General features: G+C 60.5%; 18 protein-coding genes. 7 read left to right on the top strand and 11 right to left on the bottom strand.

Annotation, left to right across the window (positions count from 1 at the left end; genetic code table 11):
- The first annotated feature begins 2 nt into the window (after nucleotides 1-2).
- Nucleotides 3-563, top strand: coding sequence for a 50S ribosomal protein L17 (gene rplQ, locus ACZ5G6_RS17155; RefSeq protein ID WP_498686800.1), 561 nt, complete (start codon nucleotides 3-5; stop codon nucleotides 561-563).
- Between the two features lie 32 nt (nucleotides 564-595).
- A complete protein-coding gene (truA, locus tag ACZ5G6_RS17150) occupies nucleotides 596-1,486 on the top strand; it encodes a tRNA pseudouridine(38-40) synthase TruA (protein ID WP_223933937.1) in 891 nt (296 codons plus the stop codon).
- A gap of 110 nt (nucleotides 1,487-1,596) precedes the next feature.
- Here the strand turns inward: truA and ACZ5G6_RS17145 are convergent, their stop codons facing one another.
- The 9 genes from ACZ5G6_RS17145 to ACZ5G6_RS17105 form a co-directional block, all read right to left on the bottom strand.
- On the bottom strand, nucleotides 1,597-2,475 hold the full coding sequence (locus tag ACZ5G6_RS17145) for a type II secretion system F family protein (RefSeq protein WP_498686799.1): 879 nt from the start codon (nucleotides 2,473-2,475) through the stop codon (nucleotides 1,597-1,599).
- Between the two features lie 10 nt (nucleotides 2,476-2,485).
- The gene (locus ACZ5G6_RS17140) at nucleotides 2,486-3,427 is read right to left on the bottom strand and encodes a type II secretion system F family protein (protein ID WP_498686797.1); all 942 of its coding nucleotides are present in this window, start codon (nucleotides 3,425-3,427) and stop codon (nucleotides 2,486-2,488) included.
- Nucleotides 3,428-3,429: 2 nt separating this feature from the next.
- Nucleotides 3,430-4,875, bottom strand: a complete 1,446-nt coding sequence (locus ACZ5G6_RS17135) for a TadA family conjugal transfer-associated ATPase (RefSeq protein WP_498686794.1) — start codon at nucleotides 4,873-4,875, stop codon at nucleotides 3,430-3,432.
- Nucleotides 4,872-6,071 (bottom strand): CpaE/TadZ family protein, encoded by a 1,200-nt coding sequence (locus tag ACZ5G6_RS17130; protein ID WP_498686792.1) that lies wholly within the window; start codon nucleotides 6,069-6,071, stop codon nucleotides 4,872-4,874. Before ACZ5G6_RS17130 ends, ACZ5G6_RS17135 begins: the two co-directional genes overlap by 4 nt.
- Complete coding sequence (gene cpaB, locus ACZ5G6_RS17125; protein WP_498686789.1) at nucleotides 6,068-6,838, bottom strand: Flp pilus assembly protein CpaB; 771 nt, start codon at nucleotides 6,836-6,838, stop codon at nucleotides 6,068-6,070. The genes ACZ5G6_RS17130 and cpaB overlap by 4 nt, the downstream gene beginning before the upstream one ends.
- 46 nt (nucleotides 6,839-6,884) lie before the next feature.
- Nucleotides 6,885-7,928, bottom strand: coding sequence for a pilus assembly protein TadG-related protein (locus tag ACZ5G6_RS17120; RefSeq protein WP_498686787.1), 1,044 nt, complete (start codon nucleotides 7,926-7,928; stop codon nucleotides 6,885-6,887).
- The gene (locus ACZ5G6_RS17115; protein WP_498686785.1) at nucleotides 7,916-8,326 is read right to left on the bottom strand and encodes a TadE/TadG family type IV pilus assembly protein; all 411 of its coding nucleotides are present in this window, start codon (nucleotides 8,324-8,326) and stop codon (nucleotides 7,916-7,918) included. The genes ACZ5G6_RS17120 and ACZ5G6_RS17115 overlap by 13 nt, the downstream gene beginning before the upstream one ends.
- A 105-nt stretch (nucleotides 8,327-8,431) precedes the next feature.
- Complete coding sequence (locus tag ACZ5G6_RS17110; RefSeq protein WP_498686783.1) at nucleotides 8,432-8,626, bottom strand: Flp family type IVb pilin; 195 nt, start codon at nucleotides 8,624-8,626, stop codon at nucleotides 8,432-8,434.
- Between the two features lie 333 nt (nucleotides 8,627-8,959).
- Complete coding sequence (locus tag ACZ5G6_RS17105) at nucleotides 8,960-9,604, bottom strand: prepilin peptidase (RefSeq protein ID WP_498686781.1); 645 nt, start codon at nucleotides 9,602-9,604, stop codon at nucleotides 8,960-8,962.
- A 287-nt stretch (nucleotides 9,605-9,891) separates the two neighbouring features.
- On the opposite strand from ACZ5G6_RS17105, the gene rplM reads away from it, so the two are divergent.
- The 3 genes from rplM (at nucleotide 9,892) to glmM (ending at nucleotide 12,409) form a co-directional block, all read left to right on the top strand.
- On the top strand, nucleotides 9,892-10,335 hold the full coding sequence (gene rplM / locus ACZ5G6_RS17100) for a 50S ribosomal protein L13 (protein WP_011775554.1): 444 nt from the start codon (nucleotides 9,892-9,894) through the stop codon (nucleotides 10,333-10,335).
- Between the two features lie 38 nt (nucleotides 10,336-10,373).
- Nucleotides 10,374-10,880 carry a 30S ribosomal protein S9 gene (gene rpsI / locus ACZ5G6_RS17095; protein ID WP_216925110.1) on the top strand — a complete coding sequence of 169 codons (507 nt, stop codon included), beginning with the start codon at nucleotides 10,374-10,376 and terminating at the stop codon, nucleotides 10,878-10,880.
- A gap of 164 nt (nucleotides 10,881-11,044) precedes the next feature.
- Nucleotides 11,045-12,409: a phosphoglucosamine mutase gene (gene glmM, locus ACZ5G6_RS17090; RefSeq protein ID WP_498686778.1), complete on the top strand. Its 1,365-nt coding sequence runs from the start codon at nucleotides 11,045-11,047 to the stop codon at nucleotides 12,407-12,409.
- A 109-nt stretch (nucleotides 12,410-12,518) separates the two neighbouring features.
- Here glmM and ACZ5G6_RS17085 read toward each other — a convergent pair whose 3' ends face one another.
- Both ACZ5G6_RS17085 and coaA read right to left on the bottom strand, forming a co-directional pair.
- A complete protein-coding gene (locus tag ACZ5G6_RS17085) occupies nucleotides 12,519-13,373 on the bottom strand; it encodes a M15 family metallopeptidase (protein ID WP_498686775.1) in 855 nt (284 codons plus the stop codon).
- Nucleotide 13,374: 1 nt separating this feature from the next.
- Nucleotides 13,375-14,340, bottom strand: a complete 966-nt coding sequence (gene coaA / locus ACZ5G6_RS17080; protein WP_223946540.1) for a type I pantothenate kinase — start codon at nucleotides 14,338-14,340, stop codon at nucleotides 13,375-13,377.
- A 144-nt stretch (nucleotides 14,341-14,484) separates the two neighbouring features.
- On the opposite strand from coaA, the gene glmS reads away from it, so the two are divergent.
- A complete protein-coding gene (gene glmS, locus ACZ5G6_RS17075) occupies nucleotides 14,485-16,368 on the top strand; it encodes a glutamine--fructose-6-phosphate transaminase (isomerizing) (protein ID WP_498686772.1) in 1,884 nt (627 codons plus the stop codon).
- Nucleotides 16,369-16,372: 4 nt separating this feature from the next.
- Nucleotides 16,373-16,720, top strand: coding sequence for a holo-ACP synthase (locus ACZ5G6_RS17070; RefSeq protein WP_223933912.1), 348 nt, complete (start codon nucleotides 16,373-16,375; stop codon nucleotides 16,718-16,720).
- Nucleotides 16,721-16,722: the final 2 nt, after the last annotated feature.

The following is a 16,722-nucleotide window of genomic DNA, read 5'->3' as shown; positions in this document are numbered from 1 at the left end:
TTATGCCTACCCCCACTAAGGGTCCGCGCCTCGGAGGCGGCCCGGCTCACGAGCGCCTGATGCTCGCGAACCTGGCAGCTGCTCTGTTTGAGCACAAGCGCATCACCACCACGGTCACCAAGGCCAAGCGCCTGAAGCCGTACGCAGAGCGTTTGGTCACCTTCGCCAAGCGTGGCGACCTCTCTTCCCGCCGCCGCGTTCTCGGCCTGATCAGCGACAAGGGCATTGTCCACGAGCTGTTCACCGACATCGCCGGCGCCGTTGCCAACCGCGATGGTGGCTACACCCGTATCACCAAGATCGGCAACCGCAAGGGCGACAACGCTCCCATGGCTGTCATCGAGCTCGTCCTCGAGCCGGTTTCCCCGAAGCAGGCCGTAGTTGCTGAAGCAACCGCTGCTGCTGCCAAGGCTGCCCCGGCTGCTGAGGAAGAGGTTGTTGAGACCGAGGCTGTAGAGACCGAAGCTGCTGAAACCGAAGAGGCTCCGGCCGCTGAGGCTGAGGCTGCTGACGCTGAAACTGCTGAAACCGAAGAGGCTCCGGCCGCTGAGGACAAGAAGTAATTCACTGAATTCTTCTTAGTAGACTTAAGTCTATGAACGAACGAAAACCCGCTGCCCCCGCTTTGGAGGGCGGCGGGTTTTTGCGTGTCCGGATGGATCTTTCCTACGACGGTGGACCTTTCAACGGCTGGGCCCTTCAGCCTGGTCTGCTCACCGTGCAGGGCTCACTTGAGGAAGCTTTAGCGCTCCTCGTACGCCGTCCGGTCCGGGTTACGGTTGCTGGCCGCACCGACGCCGGTGTCCACGCACGCGGCCAGGTGGTCCATTTGGACCTTACTGAAGCCGAGTGGCTTGGACTTCCGCGTGGGCACGAACTCGACCCCGCCGTCGCGCTTTTGCGTCGCCTTCGCGGCGCCCTTAGCCGCGTACTTGGCGATCTTACCGGCGCCATTGAAGTGCACGACGCCGGCCTGGCACCGGAAGGCTTTGACGCCCGGTTCTCCGCCTTGTGGCGTCGTTACAGTTACCGCATTGCCGATGGCGCGGAGCGCTGGGATCCGGTGTTGCGTGGGATCACACTGTGGCACAAAGCGCCGTTGAACATTTCCCTGTTGAACGAGGGCGCTTCCCAGTTGCTGGGGCTCCAGGACTTCCGCTCCTACTGCAAGCCCCGGGAAGGCGCCACCACCATCCGCGAACTGCAGAGGTTTGAATTCGAACGGGCAAGCGACGGGGTCATTGTTGCCACCGTTCAAGCCGATGCGTTCTGCCACAACATGGTCAGGTCCTTGGTGGGCTCGGCACTGCGTGTGGGGGAAGGCCTGGAGCAACCAGGCTGGCTGCATGAACGTCTGCTGGAGCGGAAGCGTGATGCGAAGTCCGTACTGGCGGCACCGCATCCGTTGGTGTTGGAGGAAGTTGCATACCCGTCGGACAGCGAGCTGCTGGCGCGGGCTGAGTTGACCAGGGCCCGGCGCGAGTAAGTCCGGACGTTGGAGGACCCCCTCCCGGCTCTGGGTACCGGAAGGGGGCCGTTGTGGCCGTCCGCGGTCTGGGATGCGTGAACGGCCGGTCTAATTCCCACCGCACACGATCAGCTGAATGCCTGGATGATCTTGATGACTGCGGGACCCAGAAGGACTATGAACAGCACCGGGAAGATGGAGAACAGCAACGGGAACAGCACCTTGACGGGTAGCTTCATTGCCTTCTCTTCGGCGATTTGACGCCGCTTCACGCGTGCCTGCTTTGCTTGCGCACGGAGGACGTTGGCGATACCGATGCCGTACTTGTCGGCTTGAATTACTGCCAGGACAAAGCTTCGGACATCCGCAACGGTGGAACGTTCGGCCAGAGCCCCATAGGCTTCCGTCCGAGGCCGCCCTACTTGGATATCTTGAAGCGTCCGCATGAGTTCCTGTGCCAATGGCCCGGTTCCATATGCTGATGCGCGCTCCATGGCTGCTTCAAAACCGAGTCCCGCTTCAACGGAAATCAGCATCTGGTCCAAGGTGTTGGGGAACTCCAGTTGTATTGCTTCTTGACGCTTCAATCCGGTGTTGTAAACCAGCAGGTCCGGTATGAAGTACAGAAGGGCAGTGAGGAAGATGCCGAATCCGATACTCAAAGGGCTTGGCCCTGCCGCTATCAGCAGCAGACCTATAGTTGCGCCGGACGCGGCCAGGACGGGCTTGATGGAAATGAGCTTTGTCAGCGGCATCGACTGCGGACGTCCGGCCAACGCGAGCCATTGATCAAGCTTTGCTTCGTAGCTCCCCGGAGTCAGTCTCCGCGCTACGCCCAGCATGATCGGGGGGCGTTGAACGTTGACACCTGCACCCTGGGCGAACCCGGACCCTAGGTTGGTCTGTATGGCAACGATTCCCTTGCGGTCGATCGTTGCGATGGACCATGCGAAATAGGCCAGCGGAAGTATGATGGCTGCGATGATCAGCCACGAAATGACGGTCATGACAACCCTCCTAGAACTTGATCTTCACAGTGCGGCTCATCCAGAAGCCACCCACGATGAACAGGACCACACTGGTAACCAGCATCGCTATTCCCAAGGGGTGTTGGACGAATACGGACATGTAACGCGGATTCATGATGGTCAGGAGCAAAGCTACGCCGATGGGAAGAGCCATCAGGATGTAAGCAGACATCTTCCCCTCTGCACTCAGGGCTTTGACATGGGCCTTGATCTCGCCACGTTCCCGGATGGTTCCAGCAACCTGCTCAAGGACTTCTGCCAAGTCGCCGCCAACCTCCCGGTTGATCTGAATGGCCTGCCCAATCCACCTGAAGTCATCGCTTTCCATTCGGTCAGCGCAGTCTTCGAGGGCCTGGCTCGGGTCCTTGCCGATCCTTACCTCGTTGACGATGCGAGATAGCTCTTCAGATGTGGGTGCTTGCGCCTCTTGAGCCGCTGCTTCGAGTGAGCGCATGATGCTGTGTCCCACACGAAGTCCACCGATGAGCATCTGAATGGTGTCGATGAGCTGGGAATCAAACTTGGCCCGGCGCTTTTCTGTCTTGAAAACCAAGACGAGTTTGGCAGCGAACGGAGTTGCAACCGCCAACAGGATCCCTATGATCACATTGACCAGGAACGAACCTGCGACCCCAAGAAGGACAGTGCCGACGGCCACCATTACCGTGAAGTCGGCGGGTGCCTGCTTGACCCCGGCCCGGTAGAGCACTTCCCGATTAAACGGGCCGCCGGAGCGGCCAATGGCCGTGTCCACGAATTGCACGGCCGATTGCGAAACGCGGCCGACGGCAGAGTCGTCGGGTTTGGCGTCAAGACGCCGCCGCTCGAGAGGTATGTTACCGTTCCGGGGCTTGAGGACGAAGACGACGACCAGTATGAGGGCAGCAAAACACAGTCCGATGGCTACAGGAAACAGAACGGGCGAGTCCATGGCTACCGCCTTCCCACGGGGACGGGTGCTACGCCAAAGACTGATGGCGACACCGAGATACCCAGTTCGGAAAAACGGTCCAGGAACCTTGGCCGGATACCTGTCGGAAGGGCCCTGCCTAAAAACCGTCCCTGGGCATCGATACCCGCTGAATAGTCGAACAGGAATGCATCCTGGAGCGTGACGACATCTCCCTCCATGCCTTGGACTTCCGTCACATGAGTAACGCGCCGGGTGCCGTCACGCAAGCGGGTGACTTGGACAATAAGGTCGACAGCGGAGGACACCTGTTCCCGGATTGCCCGGAGAGGCAGGTCCATGCCAGCCATGAGAACGAGCGTCTCCAACCTCGCGATCGCGTCACGCGGTGAGTTTGCGTGCACGGTGGAGAGTGAACCGTCGTGACCTGTATTCATCGCCTGAAGCATGTCCAGTGATTCACCGCCACGCACTTCGCCAACGATGATCCGGTCGGGACGCATACGCAGCGAGTTTCGGACGAGGTCGCGGATGGTGACCGCACCCTTGCCTTCGATGTTGGGTGGCCGGCTTTCCAATCGAACAACGTGCCGTTGCTGCAGCTGGAGTTCCACGGCATCCTCGATGGTGACAATGCGGTCAGACTCGGGAATGAATGTGGAGAGCACATTGAGCAGCGTTGTCTTACCGGTGCCAGTACCGCCTGAGACGATGACGTTCAACCGGGCCAGGACGCACGCGCTCAGCAGCTCCGCCATCTCGTGGCTCATAGAGCCCCACTCGATGAGGTTTCGGACCGTGAGCGGAATCTGGCTGAACTTCCTGATGGTGAGCGAAGGTCCGTTTACCGCCAGAGGTGGAATTATCGCATTGACACGGGAACCGTCTTCAAGTCGTGCATCCACCAACGGTGAGGACTCGTCAATCCGGCGTCCTACCTTGGACACAATCCTCTCGATGACCTTTCTCAGGTGGTCGTCGCTGCTGAATTGCAGGTCGGTCAGCGCAAGGTGCCCGTGGCGTTCAACGTAGATCTGGTCGAATCGGTTGACCATGACTTCCGTGACCGAGGGGTCCTCCAGCAAGCGCTGGAGGGGTCCGTATCCCATGACCTCATCCGAGATTTCCCGAATCAGTCGCCGACGTTCCTCCGGGGAAAGAGGCACTTGCTCGTCGTCGATAAACGAAGAGAGCTCGTCAACGGCAAATGACCGGAGTTCTTCCTCCGAAGTGGAGGTGTCGCTGCTCCTTGTGCCCATGCTTTCGAAAAGGGCTTCGGCGGCCCGCTTCTTCAGACCCGACAGCGCGTCAACAGCAGGGGCTGAGGGTGCTCCTCCCAGCATTGGTCCAGCCGCGGACGGTGCCGGACTTGCTGGCACGTCAATGCTTGCGACTGGTTCACTGTTGCTGACAGGCGACGCCGCGGCCGCGAGCGGGCTGTTTTTTGAGAGCCGTTCTGACAGTTTCATGACACCACCACCCTTCTGTGCAATTTATTCTGGGGCGAAGTGGCCAAGCGGGGATCGAACCGCTCCACGAGTTTTTTCAAACCCTTGGTTGCAGAATCCCGCGTGGTCCCCTGGAGAACCGGCACTCCGCGGTTGGTGGAGAACGGCAGATTCCGTGAACGGGGGATCACCGTGTCGATGGGAACCCCGATAGTCGACTCGACGTCCTGTACGGAAATACCGCTTTTCCTGTCCGCGAAATTCAGCACGGTGTGCCGTCCTTGGGGCAGGAGTTGCAGCTCCTTCAGCACGCTGAAGGATTTCCGCAGCCCGCGGATGCTTGGCACGTCCATGCCACACACCCAGACACCGTCGGTGGCCAGCTCCAACGTGGCAAGGCAGTGTTCGCCCAGTCCCGGAGCCGTGTCAACCACCACGAATTTGAACTCGCTGGCCAGCTGGTTGAGCAGCCTGGTCACGTGGTCTGCCGTGATGTAATCCGACTCCGATGGCTTCAGAGGTGCGCACAGGGCATAAATGCCGGCTGGATGAACCGTGAGGAAAGCCTTGAGCACCATCGAATCCTGGGCTGCCGGACCGTGGACCGCCTCCGTGATGGAATGCTCGGGTTCCAGCAACAGGCCGGAGGCTACGTCGCCGAATTGGAGATCCAGGTCCACGATCACAACGCCCATGGGAGCCATGGCACCGAGTCCAACGGCCAGGTTGGTTGCCACTGTCGTTTTGCCCACGCCGCCCTTCGGCGACATGACGGCTATGACTCGTCCGCGGTCCTGGCCGGATTCGGCTGCTGGCTGCATTCCGCGTCGACGACTGGCGGAGGCAAGACAGGCTCTCTCCAGCAGTACCCGAAGTTCATTGATGTCGATCTCGGGAGAAACAACATCACGAATCCCGGAGTGCATGGCCCGCAGCACGATGTCGGGTTCGGGCTGGGAGACGAGTAGCAGGCTGATTTCCGGGTATTGGAGGTCAAAGACTGTTGCCAATTTCAAGGCATCGTCGGGATTCACGCCAGGACCCAGGATCATGACCTCTGGTGGTGCGCCGGTCAGTTGCTTGAAGACGTCATCGGAACCACCGTGAAGCACATCGGGAGAAAGCGTCTGCAGGTCACCGTGAAGTGCTCCCGTAATTGCCTGACGCACGCGGCCTTCGAAATCGCGGACCGCAGTGATGGCTACGAAGCGGCTCATTTCAGCTCGCCTCCCAGAGTGGTTACCGGTGGCTGGCTCTTGGTCGTCTTGTCGGTTTGCTTGGACAAGTACAGGGTGCCGAACTCCGCGCCAAAGACCATTTTGGCGGCGTTCGCGTCGCTGAGGGCAACGGTCACATAAGCCGATCCGTTGGGCAGCTGAACAGCGCTGTCCGTGTTTGCCGACTTCTTCTCCGCGTCCGGTGCTGCCTGCTGGACTGCAGTCACCAGGACGTCGTGGTAGAGGAGCTTGGTGTATTGCTTCCAGCCCTTCACCTCGGCGGGGATGTCCGCGTCCGGGGGGAGATCGCCATCTGCTTTGAAGGAGGCAAACACAGTCACCGTGTCGCCGGCCTCGATGCGGCCACCCATGATCCTTTCGGGGGCCAGGATGAAGGTCTGCTCCTGCAGGCCCTCCGGTACCGGAACTGTTCCAGGAACCAGCTCATTGGGGTTCACCAGTTTCATGCCCAGCAACTGTTCGCCAGGTTGGAGGTCGACTGAGGTGACCTTTCCCTGCTGGTCGTTGAGTGCGCTGATGGTGCCTGGTGCTACCGCCGACTGCGGCAGCGTCTCGGTCTTCACCTTGTTGCCGAGATCCTCGGTCTTGGTGCCGGCCGGAATGCGTTCCTTGACGACAAGAACGGTCACGGGATCGAGCCCTTGCTGCGCACGCTTGTCGGCTCCCTGAATGTAGGTAACCAGCAAGACTGTGCCGATGACTGCCAAAAGCAGTGCTGCAATGCCTCCCAGTAGGCGTGCTTTCACTTTCTATCTCCCTTCGGATTTGATATTGCCAGTGCTCTGTGAGCGACTACTTGGTAAGCGTCACGATGGACGCTCCGTAATTGGGGGTGCCGCCGCCAAGCGTCATTCCCTCTTCAAGCGAAACGAACCGCTTGAAGTAGCCCTGCAGGCCCCTGCAATTCCCGCTGCAGTTCGGCGCCGCGGGGTCCAGCATTGCGCCTGACCCGCTGAATTTGTATCCAGTCACTTTGAACGCCGCGAAGCCGACCAGGGTGTATGTGGCATTAGAGCCATTACCCGTCGCCTTGTTGAAGAGTGGGATAAGGGCCGGTTCGTCCATGATGTGTGCCAGCACGGCATTGCAGGCAGCAGCATTCGGGAAGTGGTTACCGGGTTGGCCATTGACCGTTGCATTGACGGAGACGTCGGTAGAGCACCCTGAATTGGTGACGAGCCAGCCAAATCCGCCCGGCTGGTACCCATTTTGTGCTGCACAACCGGAAACCGTGGGGGCGTTCGTGTCGTAACGCAAGAGAATGTGCGTAGGTACGGGATCACCTGTGAAGTTGCCCGTGGAATTAAGCGAGGCTAATTGTGTAGGCGAGAGGTACTTCTTAAAGACACACTCACTGACGGTCCAAGGCAACGTTGTGGCCGTTGAGGGGGCGCCCCACGAAGCCTCTGCGGTTGCGTGTACTGGTGTGGTATCGAACCCAAACACACGGGCAAAGAACAATGAGAAGCTATTTTGGCCAGACGTGTCCTTGGCGTTGGTGACCACGCGGACAGTCGTGGCAGCGGGAAAGCTGACAGCAGCTCCGCTGGTGTTGTCGTTTGCGTTGTTGTTCGCGAATTGGTTTCCGGTGGAGGCGCTGCTCCCGCAACTTCCGTGGGCGCAATCCGTGGCGATGGCCAAGGCTGCGGCGTCGGCACCATTTTGCAACTGCGCTTTTTCGGCGTAGAGCGCGCCGACGTCAACTGCGAGGGCGGCGAAGCCCAGTAGCACGACCATCATTCCGGCAACAATGACTGCGGCCGCACCTTTTTCGTTGGATTCGGCGACGTCCAGGCCGGACTGTCGCGCTTTCCGGAGAGTACTCAACCACCGCATCTCATCACTCCTACTCCGGTCATGTTGAGGGGGAAGATGCCCTGGGTGCCAAAGAAACCGCCGTCCAGAAAACCCGACATCGAGGGGAGGGAAACGCTCGTGGTGACTGTGACGTTGGAGCCTGGCGCACAGCTGGACGCGTTATTGGTTACCGTTACCCCAAGGCCGGCCAAGGAAGGCGCGGAGGCCAAAGCAGTGCTGGTAACGTCAAGGGCGCCGTCCTTGTAGTGGACAGCGGCGTACCTCGCACCCTCGCGGGCGGCTTGTGTCAGCGAGACCTGGACGTTGAGGGCCCGCCCGAACTCGATTACCCCAATCAAGATCAGCAGTAGGACTGGCAACAGAATCGCCATTTCCACGGCTACTGCCCCGCGTTCGTTCCTTTTTTTAGTCTTCACGACCGTCTCCCAGACCCAGAATCGTGGCAGCTTAAGTGCCCTTAAAGAAGGAGGTTGGCTGCGGCGGGACGGAAGTCGCCGCCACAACCAACCACTTGTGTCCTGCTAGAGGCTAGCCGCGACGCCGGTAAAGAGGTTGGCGATGGCCGGGCCGAGAATCAGAAGAGCAGCAATGACGACCACGGCGATCAAGGAGACCATGAGGCCGTACTCCACCATCGTGGCGCCCTTCTCTTCTTTGGTGAGGCGGGTCTTGAAGCCGGCGATGAACGAGGTGACGGAGAGAATAAGAGCAGACATTGGAAAAATCCTTCCCAGATAATGATTTTGAATTAATTTGGATATAGGTCCAGCAAATTATCGGAATTTGCCTTTATGCGATTCCCGAACTACCCCCCATATTGCCTTTTGGCGGTTCGTTCCTCGATGAATCAAGAATTCACCCTGGGCGCGCAGTTGGACAATGCGTAGTCGTACTCGAATTTGCATAAGCGCGATTACCTGGCCACCCGGACGTGGGCAGGGGAGTACTCGGTTTTGGCTGCGCAAGTTAAGAGGAACTACTTGGTATTGACAGGAGCCTTATCTGTTTGCGGGCAAAATCGTGGCCTGGGATGAGCAGTTGAGGGCGCACTACTGCAAGAGCAAAACGACGCCAAGAGCAGCAGAGACCATCGCAGGTCCGTGAGCCGATTCAGCCGGTTTTTCCGCGGTTCTCAGCCGTAACATCAGCACCGTGAGCACCCCGCCCACCACGAATCCCAGTAGTCCGCCGTAGAGTACTTGCTTCCAACCCAAGTACCCCAAGTACAGTCCAAGTGGTGCTGCGAGCTTCACATCGCCCATTCCCAGGCTCCTCGGCGAAATAAGTCCCAGAATCAGGTAGCCAACGAAGAGTATGAGACCTCCGGCGAGGGCCCGGAGCAGCTCGGGCCAGGCTGGATCGAGTGCAGCGGATGCGGCAAGAAGAACAAAACCGCCACCAAGCAGGAGCAAAACCAAGGGGTTGGGCAGTAAATGGAGAGTGAAATCAATTCTCGAAAGCTGGACTCCAAGAAGTGCCAATAAAAGGAATGCAGGCAACTCCGCGGTAAATCCAAACCGCCACCCAAGCAAGGCAAACAGCAAGGCGGTGGCTGCCGCCGTCGTGATCCGGACCGTAGTGGAGGGGAGTCCGCCAAATCGCGGATAGCGGCGGGCGATCACAAACTCGACGGCCGGGCTCAACAGCAGGCCGGCGACGGCGAGCAGGAGCAGGAAAACGGGGCCGTTGGTCATGTACTCTCCCTCAAAGCGCATGCGACCCCGAGGGGCGGATACCCCATTTTGACCCGGACGGCCCGTTGAAGGTATTGTTTAGAGTCGTTGTGCGTGTCCTATCTCGATGACACATGCCTTCTCGGGGATCCAGTTGCAGGGTCGTTAACTCAAGAGGCATATCGAGATTCTGGGATGACTGGTCTATAGAGCCCTCACCTCTGCTCCGGTAACGCATACATAGTAGGTACACGCCTCACTGCGTGTCGCCTAAAACATGAACGCCAGAACAAGAACGAGGCAAAACCGTGCGTACGTACACCCCGAAGCCCGGCGATATCAACCGCCAGTGGCACGTCATTGACGCCACCGACGTTGTCCTTGGTCGTCTTGCCAGCCAGACCGCAACACTGCTGCGCGGAAAGCACAAGCCGACCTTTGCGTCCCACATGGACATGGGCGACTTCGTCATCATCATCAACGCTGAAAAGGTTGCCCTCACCGGCGCCAAGCTGGAGCAGAAGCGCGCATACCGCCACTCCGGCTACCCGGGCGGCCTGACCTCCGTCAACTACGCCGAGCTGCTGGAATCCAACCCGGTTCGCGCTGTTGAGAAGGCCATCAAGGGCATGCTCCCCAAGAACTCCCTCGCCGCTCAGCAGCTGGGCAAGCTCAAGGTCTACGCAGGCCCCGAGCACCCGCACGCTGCACAGCAGCCGAAGACTTTCGAAATCACCCAGGTCGCCCAGTAGTCCTGGCCACCAAACAACTTTTCATTACAAGGAGAACCGTGGCTCAGAACGAAGAACTGACCGCCGAAGCCGTCGAGGCTGAGGAAACCCTCACCAGCTACACCTCTGAAAGCACATCTGTTGAAGATGCGCCCAAGAAGGAGCGCCCGGCACTGACCGTTGCCGGTGCAGCTGTTGGCCGCCGCAAGGAAGCCGTTGCACGCGTTCGCGTCATCCCGGGTTCCGGCAAGTGGATCATCAACGGCCGCACGCTGGAGAACTACTTCCCGAACAAGCTGCACCAGCAGGATGTCAACGAGCCCTTCAAGATCCTTGATCTTGAAGGCGCCTACGACGTCATCGCCCGCATCCACGGTGGTGGCATCTCCGGCCAGGCCGGTGCACTGCGCCTCGGTGTTGCCCGCTCGCTGAACGAGATCGACGTCGACAACAACCGCGCCACCCTCAAGAAGGCCGGTTACCTGCGCCGTGACGCCCGCGTCATCGAGCGTAAGAAGGCTGGTCTCAAGAAGGCACGCAAGGCTCAGCAGTACTCCAAGCGTTAATCTGCGCTTACTCGAAGGCCCGTCCCGCCGTTTCCGGCGGGGCGGGCTTTCGTCGTTTTAGGCACCCCACAGGGCATGCTGAGAGCCGGATTTGAACCGCACACATGACGTCCCGACACGCGGGCTGGACGGGTGCCGTCCCGTCGTCGTCTAAACTTGAGCCGATGTCTAGATTATTTGGAACAGATGGCGTGCGCGGTCTCGCGAACGGATTGCTCACCGCCGAGCTGGCTATGCAGCTGGCCCAGGCCGCCGCCGTCGTACTCGGCCATGACCGCACAACCGATGGCAAGCGGCCACGCGCCGTCGTCGCCAGGGACCCTAGAGCGAGTGGCGAGTTCCTTGCCGCCGCCGTCGAAGCGGGGCTCTCCAGCTCCGGCGTCGATGTCTATGACGCCGGGGTGCTGCCCACCCCGGCTGCGGCCTACCTGGTGGCAGACCTCGACGCCGATTTCGGCGTTATGCTCTCGGCCTCCCACAATCCGGCCCCGGACAACGGGATCAAGTTCTTCGCTCGCGGCGGCCAGAAGCTGCCCGACGACGTCGAGGACGCCATTGAAGCACAGCTGGGCAAAGAGCCCCAGCGCCCCGTGGGCGGCGACGTCGGACGCATCCAGCGCTTCTCCGACGCTGAGGACCGCTACATTGTCCACCTGCTCGGCACCCTCCCGAAGCGCCTTGAGGGCCTGAAGGTTGTCCTGGACTGCGCTCACGGCGCGGCGAGTGGTTGTTCGCCGCAGGTGTTCAAGGACGCCGGCGCGGATGTCGTCGTCATTGGGGCTGAGCCGGACGGTCTGAACATCAACGACGGCGTGGGCTCCACCCACCTGGGTCCGTTGAAGGAAGCAGTCGTCAAGCATGGCGCGAACCTCGGCATTGCCCACGACGGCGACGCCGACCGCTGCCTCGCTGTAGACCACGAAGGCAACGAAGTAGATGGCGACCAGATCATGGCGATCCTGGCGCTGGCACTCAATGAAGCAGGCAAGCTCAAGGACAGCATCCTGGTTGCCACGGTCATGAGCAACCTCGGACTCAAGATTGCCCTCCGCAATGCCGGCATCACCATCCGCGAAACCGCTGTTGGCGACCGTTACGTGCTGGAGGAAATGCGCGACGGCGGATACAACCTGGGCGGCGAACAGTCCGGCCACGTGATCTTCTCCGACTACGCAACCACTGGCGATGGCGTGCTCACCGGTCTGCAGCTTGCTGCGCAGGTTGCCCTCACGGGCCGTAGCTTGAAGGAGCTCGCTACGGCGATGACCAAGCTCCCTCAGCTCATGATCAACGTCAAGGGCGTGGACAAGGCCCGGGCGGGTACTGACGAAGGCGTTGCCGCCGCGGTAGCCGCTGCTGAACTGGAACTGGGCGAAACCGGCCGCGTGCTGCTCCGCCCGTCCGGCACTGAAGCCCTGGTCCGCGTCATGGTGGAAGCTGCGGACATGGAAACGGCCGAGCGGATTTGCAACAGCCTGGCTGCCGTGGTCAAAGAACGCCTGGGCGCTCCCAGCGAACTGGCTGTCTAGGAAACACTTCCCAAGCAACGTCGGCCCGCCTTCCTGGATGACCGGTTTTCTGGTTCCAGGAGAGCGGGCCGAACTGGTTTTAAGGGACCGGCGTTTAATAGGACGGGCCCTACAGGTAGTCCGGTGCTGCTTCCAAGCCGAAGTACTCCTCAAGCGTTGCGATGCCTCGGGTGTTCATTTCTGTCGCCGCTTCGACGCCGATGTAGCGCAGGTGCCAGGACTCGTAGAAGTATCCGGTGGTTTCGTGGAACATCCATGGATAGCGGACGATGAAACCGAATTTGTGCGCGTTGGCTTTCGCCCAAATAGCCGCGGGCTGCTCGGCGAAGCAGGGTTGGAAACTGCAGGCACCGCCGCCGTCGGCAATATCAAAGGACCAACCCGTTTGGTGTTCCGAATGACCGGGGCGTGCCGAAGCCCGATCGGCTGCCACTTGGCCGCTGCTGGCGACGTAGCCGTTGTACGTGACCACCTGCGTGGAATAGGAACGGTACCCGGATGCCAATGTCATGATGACGCCCTCGGCCGCCGCTGCGGCGAACATCTTCTCTGCGGCAGCCGCCGTCGTACTGTTCATAAGTGTGGCTTCGCCGCTGACGGCGAGCCAGATGTTCGGCTGGACCAAATCCGCCGGGACGTAGTTCTGCGGGTTCAACGGCCGGTGTTTGTTGACCACCACCCAAGGGCTGGCTGGGTCGGTCAGCGAGAACTGCTTGGTGGCGGCTTGTGAAGGCGCTGCGCTGGGAGGAGTGCTGGAAGGCTCGCTGACCGCAGCGGGCGTAACGGCAGTGACTTGGGTTGGCGTGGCGTCCGGTCCAGTGGCGGAAGGTGTCGCGGAAATCTCGTTCGGGGAGGGTGCCGGGCCGTTCGGGGTGCAGGCAGCCAGTGCGGCCATTCCTGCGCCAGCAGTGAGGAGACCTGCGAATGCCCTGCGGCTGGGCATCGGCTGGGGTTGGGTGTCCACGCTAGACCTTCCGCAAAAGCATGCGTCGGATGGAGTGGTCTGCGTCCTTGGTAAGCACCAGCTGCGCACGGCCACGGGTGGGGAGGACGTTCTCCTCGAGGTTTGGTTCGTTGATGCGCTTCCAGATGCCGCGGGCTGTCGACTCGGCATCTTCATCGGACAGCGTGGCGTAGCGGTGGAAGTAGGACTCTGGCTGCGCGAAGGCCGTGGTGCGGAGCTTTCGGAACCGGTCCACGTACCACTCCTCGATGTAGGAGGTCTTGGCGTCAACGTAAATGGAGAAGTCAAAGAAGTCGCTCAGCGCAAGTCCCTGTTTGCCATCCATGCGGGGCCTGGCAGGGGCCAAAACATTGAGGCCTTCCACGATCAGTACGTCCGGGCGGCGCACTACAACTTCCTTCCCCGGGACGATGTCGTACGTGACGTGGGAGTACCAGGGTGCCCGGACTTCCTCGGCGCCGCCCTTGATTTCCGACACAAAACGCAATAGCGCCCGGCGATCGTAGGACTCCGGGAAACCTTTGCGCTCCAGCAGATGGCGGCGCTTCAATTCGGCCAACGGGTAGAGGAAGCCGTCCGTAGTGATGAGTTCCACGTTGGGTGTGCCCGGCCAGCGCCGGAGCATTTCACGGAGCACGCGGGCGATGGTGGATTTACCAACAGCAACGGAACCGGCCACACCGATGACGAACGGGGTGCGCTGGGTTTGCTCACCCAAGAACGTTGTTGTGGCCGCGTGGAGCTGATGTGATGCCTCGACGTAGAGGTGCAGAAGCCGTGAAAGGGGGAGGTAAACCTCCCGGACTTCCTTCATATCGAGGGGATCGCCGAGGCCTCGCAGACGGAATATGTCCTCTTCGTTGAGGGGCTGCTCCATCTGCGCTGCAAGCCGGGACCAGGTTTGGCGGTCCAGCTCAACAAAGGGAGAAGCGCCGTCGCCGTTTGCTTCGGTGCGTTGCAAAGTCACGTTCTGATTCTGCCCTTAGCCCGGCGGAACAGGAAATGCGCGACGACTGGAGGGTGAATTGTGAGCGATTAAAGCTTGGGTGGCAAGAGGGGGAGGAAGGATGTCCCACATCAGTTGTTTGCCCTTGCCGTTAGGCTTATACCCATGTGTGGAATCGTAGGCTATGTTGGCAATTCGTCTCGCAAGGCAGCTGGTCACAGCGCCCTTGACGTCGTCGTGGAGGGGCTGCGTCGTCTTGAGTACCGCGGCTATGACTCCGCTGGCGTCGCAGTGGTGGCTGATGGGACCATCTCGTCCCGTAAAAAGTCCGGCAAGTTGAGCAACCTGATCAGTGAACTGGAAGCAAACCCAGTCCCCGAATCCCTGACCGGCATTGGCCACACCCGTTGGGCCACGCATGGTGGACCCACCGACCGTAACGCACACCCCCACCTTTCCGACGGCGGGCGTCTGGCGTTGATTCACAACGGCATCATCGAAAACTTCGCCGAGCTCAAGCAGGAGCTGCTGGGCAAGGGCGTCACGTTCGAGTCGGAAACAGATACCGAAGTTGCTGCCGCGCTGGTTGGCAACATCTTCCGCAACGATCTCAATGGCAACGCCGGCGACCTCACCAAGGCCATGCGCCTGGCCTGCCAGCGTCTCGAGGGTGCCTTCACCCTCCTCGCCGTCCACGCGGACCAGCCCGACGTCGTCGTGGCAGCCCGTCGTAATTCCCCGCTGGTGGTTGGCCTTGGCGACGGCGAGAACTTCCTCGGCTCGGACGTCTCCGGTTTTATCGACTACACGCGTCGCGCCGTGGAGCTCGGCCAGGACCAGATCGTCACCATCACCGCGGACTCTGTGGAGATCACGGACTTCTTCGGCGCTCCCGCTGAAGGCAAGGAATACCACGTCGACTGGGACCCGGCTTCTGCCGAAAAGGGTGGCTTCAGCTCCTTCATGGAGAAGGAAATCCACGACCAGCCCGACGCCGTGGCCCAGACTCTCCTGGGTCGTTCGGACCTCAACGGCAAGCTGACGCTGGACGAAGTCCGCATCGATCCGGAGCTGCTCAAGCAGGTAGACAAGATCATCGTTCTCGCTTGCGGCACCGCGGCTTACGCTGGCCTGGTTGCCAAGTACGCGATCGAAAACTGGTGCCGTATCCCCACGGAAGTAGAGCTCGCACACGAGTTCCGTTACCGCGATCCGATCGTCGACGCCAACACCCTGGTAGTGTCCATCAGCCAGTCCGGCGAGACCATGGATACGCTCATGGCAGTCCGCTACGCCCGCGAACAGGGCGCCAAGACGATCTCCATCTGCAACACCAACGGTTCCACCATCCCGCGCGAATCCGATGCCGTGCTCTACACGCACGCTGGTCCGGAAATTGCTGTTGCATCCACCAAGGCGTTCCTCGCGCAGATCACCGCCGCCTACCTGCTTGGCCTTTACCTGGCCCAGCTGCGTGGCAATATCTTCTCGGGCCAGATCAAGGACGTCCTCGCGGACCTGAACAAGATCCCGGCCAAGATTCAGAAGATCCTGGACAACGCAGGTCCCTTGCGCGAACTCGCCCGCAGCATGAAGGACGAAAAGTCCGTCTTGTTCCTGGGCCGCCACGTTGGCTTCCCTGTGGCCCTGGAAGGCGCCTTGAAGCTCAAGGAAATTGCCTACATCCACGCTGAAGGCTTCGCCGCCGGGGAACTCAAGCATGGTCCGATCGCCCTGATCGACGACGGCCAGCCGGTTTTCGTGGTTGTCCCGTCCCCGCGTGGCCGCGACTCCCTGCACTCCAAGGTTGTCAGCAACATCCAGGAAGTCCGCGCACGTGGTGCACGTACCCTGGTCATTGCGGAGGAAGGCGACGAGTCGGTCAAGGATTACGCAGAGCACGTGTTCTACGTCCCGGAGACGCCCACGTTGCTCATGCCGCTGCTCACCACCGTGCCTCTGCAGATCTTTGCTGCTGAACTGGCCGGGGCGAAGGGTTACGACGTCGATCAGCCGCGTAACCTCGCCAAGAGCGTGACCGTAGAATAACCGCATGATTGTTGGCATCGGCGTAGACGTCGTAGACATCGAACGGTTCGCCCGGCAGCTGGAGCGTACCCCCGGGCTCAAGGACAGGCTGTTTGTACCTGCGGAACGGGAACTCAACACCAGGTCACTCGCTGCGCGCTTCGCTGCCAAGGAAGCGGTGGCCAAGGTCCTGGGTGCCCCGGCGGGCATGAACTGGCAGGACTGCTGGATAGGTCTTGACGAGAATGGTCCTACCGTCCAGGTCAAAGGAACGGTTCTGGCCGTTTCTGACGCCAAGGGCGTTAAACGCTGGCACCTGTCAATGAGCCACGACGGCGGCATCGCCACGGCATATGTCCTCGCCGAGGGCTAAAC

Source organism: Arthrobacter sp. TmtSoilC51 (assembly GCF_055388015.1).
The sequence above is the reverse complement of the archived record's forward strand: the minus strand, read 5'-3'. Positions and strand labels throughout refer to the sequence as shown.

Bases quoted from the DNA above. Each gene is read 5' to 3' on its own strand.
- rplQ (WP_498686800.1), top strand. From the start codon at position 3: ATGCCTACCCCCACTAAGGGTCCGCGCCTCGGAGGCGGCCCGGCTCAC.
- truA (WP_223933937.1), top strand. From the start codon at position 596: ATGAACGAACGAAAACCCGCTGCCCCCGCTTTGGAGGGCGGCGGGTTT.
- ACZ5G6_RS17145 (WP_498686799.1), bottom strand. From the start codon at position 2,475: ATGACCGTCATTTCGTGGCTGATCATCGCAGCCATCATACTTCCGCTG.
- ACZ5G6_RS17140 (WP_498686797.1), bottom strand. From the start codon at position 3,427: ATGGACTCGCCCGTTCTGTTTCCTGTAGCCATCGGACTGTGTTTTGCT.
- ACZ5G6_RS17135 (WP_498686794.1), bottom strand. From the start codon at position 4,875: ATGAAACTGTCAGAACGGCTCTCAAAAAACAGCCCGCTCGCGGCCGCG.
- ACZ5G6_RS17130 (WP_498686792.1), bottom strand. From the start codon at position 6,071: ATGAGCCGCTTCGTAGCCATCACTGCGGTCCGCGATTTCGAAGGCCGC.
- ACZ5G6_RS17120 (WP_498686787.1), bottom strand. From the start codon at position 7,928: ATGCGGTGGTTGAGTACTCTCCGGAAAGCGCGACAGTCCGGCCTGGAC.
- ACZ5G6_RS17110 (WP_498686783.1), bottom strand. From the start codon at position 8,626: ATGTCTGCTCTTATTCTCTCCGTCACCTCGTTCATCGCCGGCTTCAAG.
- ACZ5G6_RS17105 (WP_498686781.1), bottom strand. From the start codon at position 9,604: ATGACCAACGGCCCCGTTTTCCTGCTCCTGCTCGCCGTCGCCGGCCTG.
- glmM (WP_498686778.1), top strand. From the start codon at position 11,045: ATGTCTAGATTATTTGGAACAGATGGCGTGCGCGGTCTCGCGAACGGA.
- glmS (WP_498686772.1), top strand. From the start codon at position 14,485: ATGTGTGGAATCGTAGGCTATGTTGGCAATTCGTCTCGCAAGGCAGCT.
- ACZ5G6_RS17070 (WP_223933912.1), top strand. From the start codon at position 16,373: ATGATTGTTGGCATCGGCGTAGACGTCGTAGACATCGAACGGTTCGCC.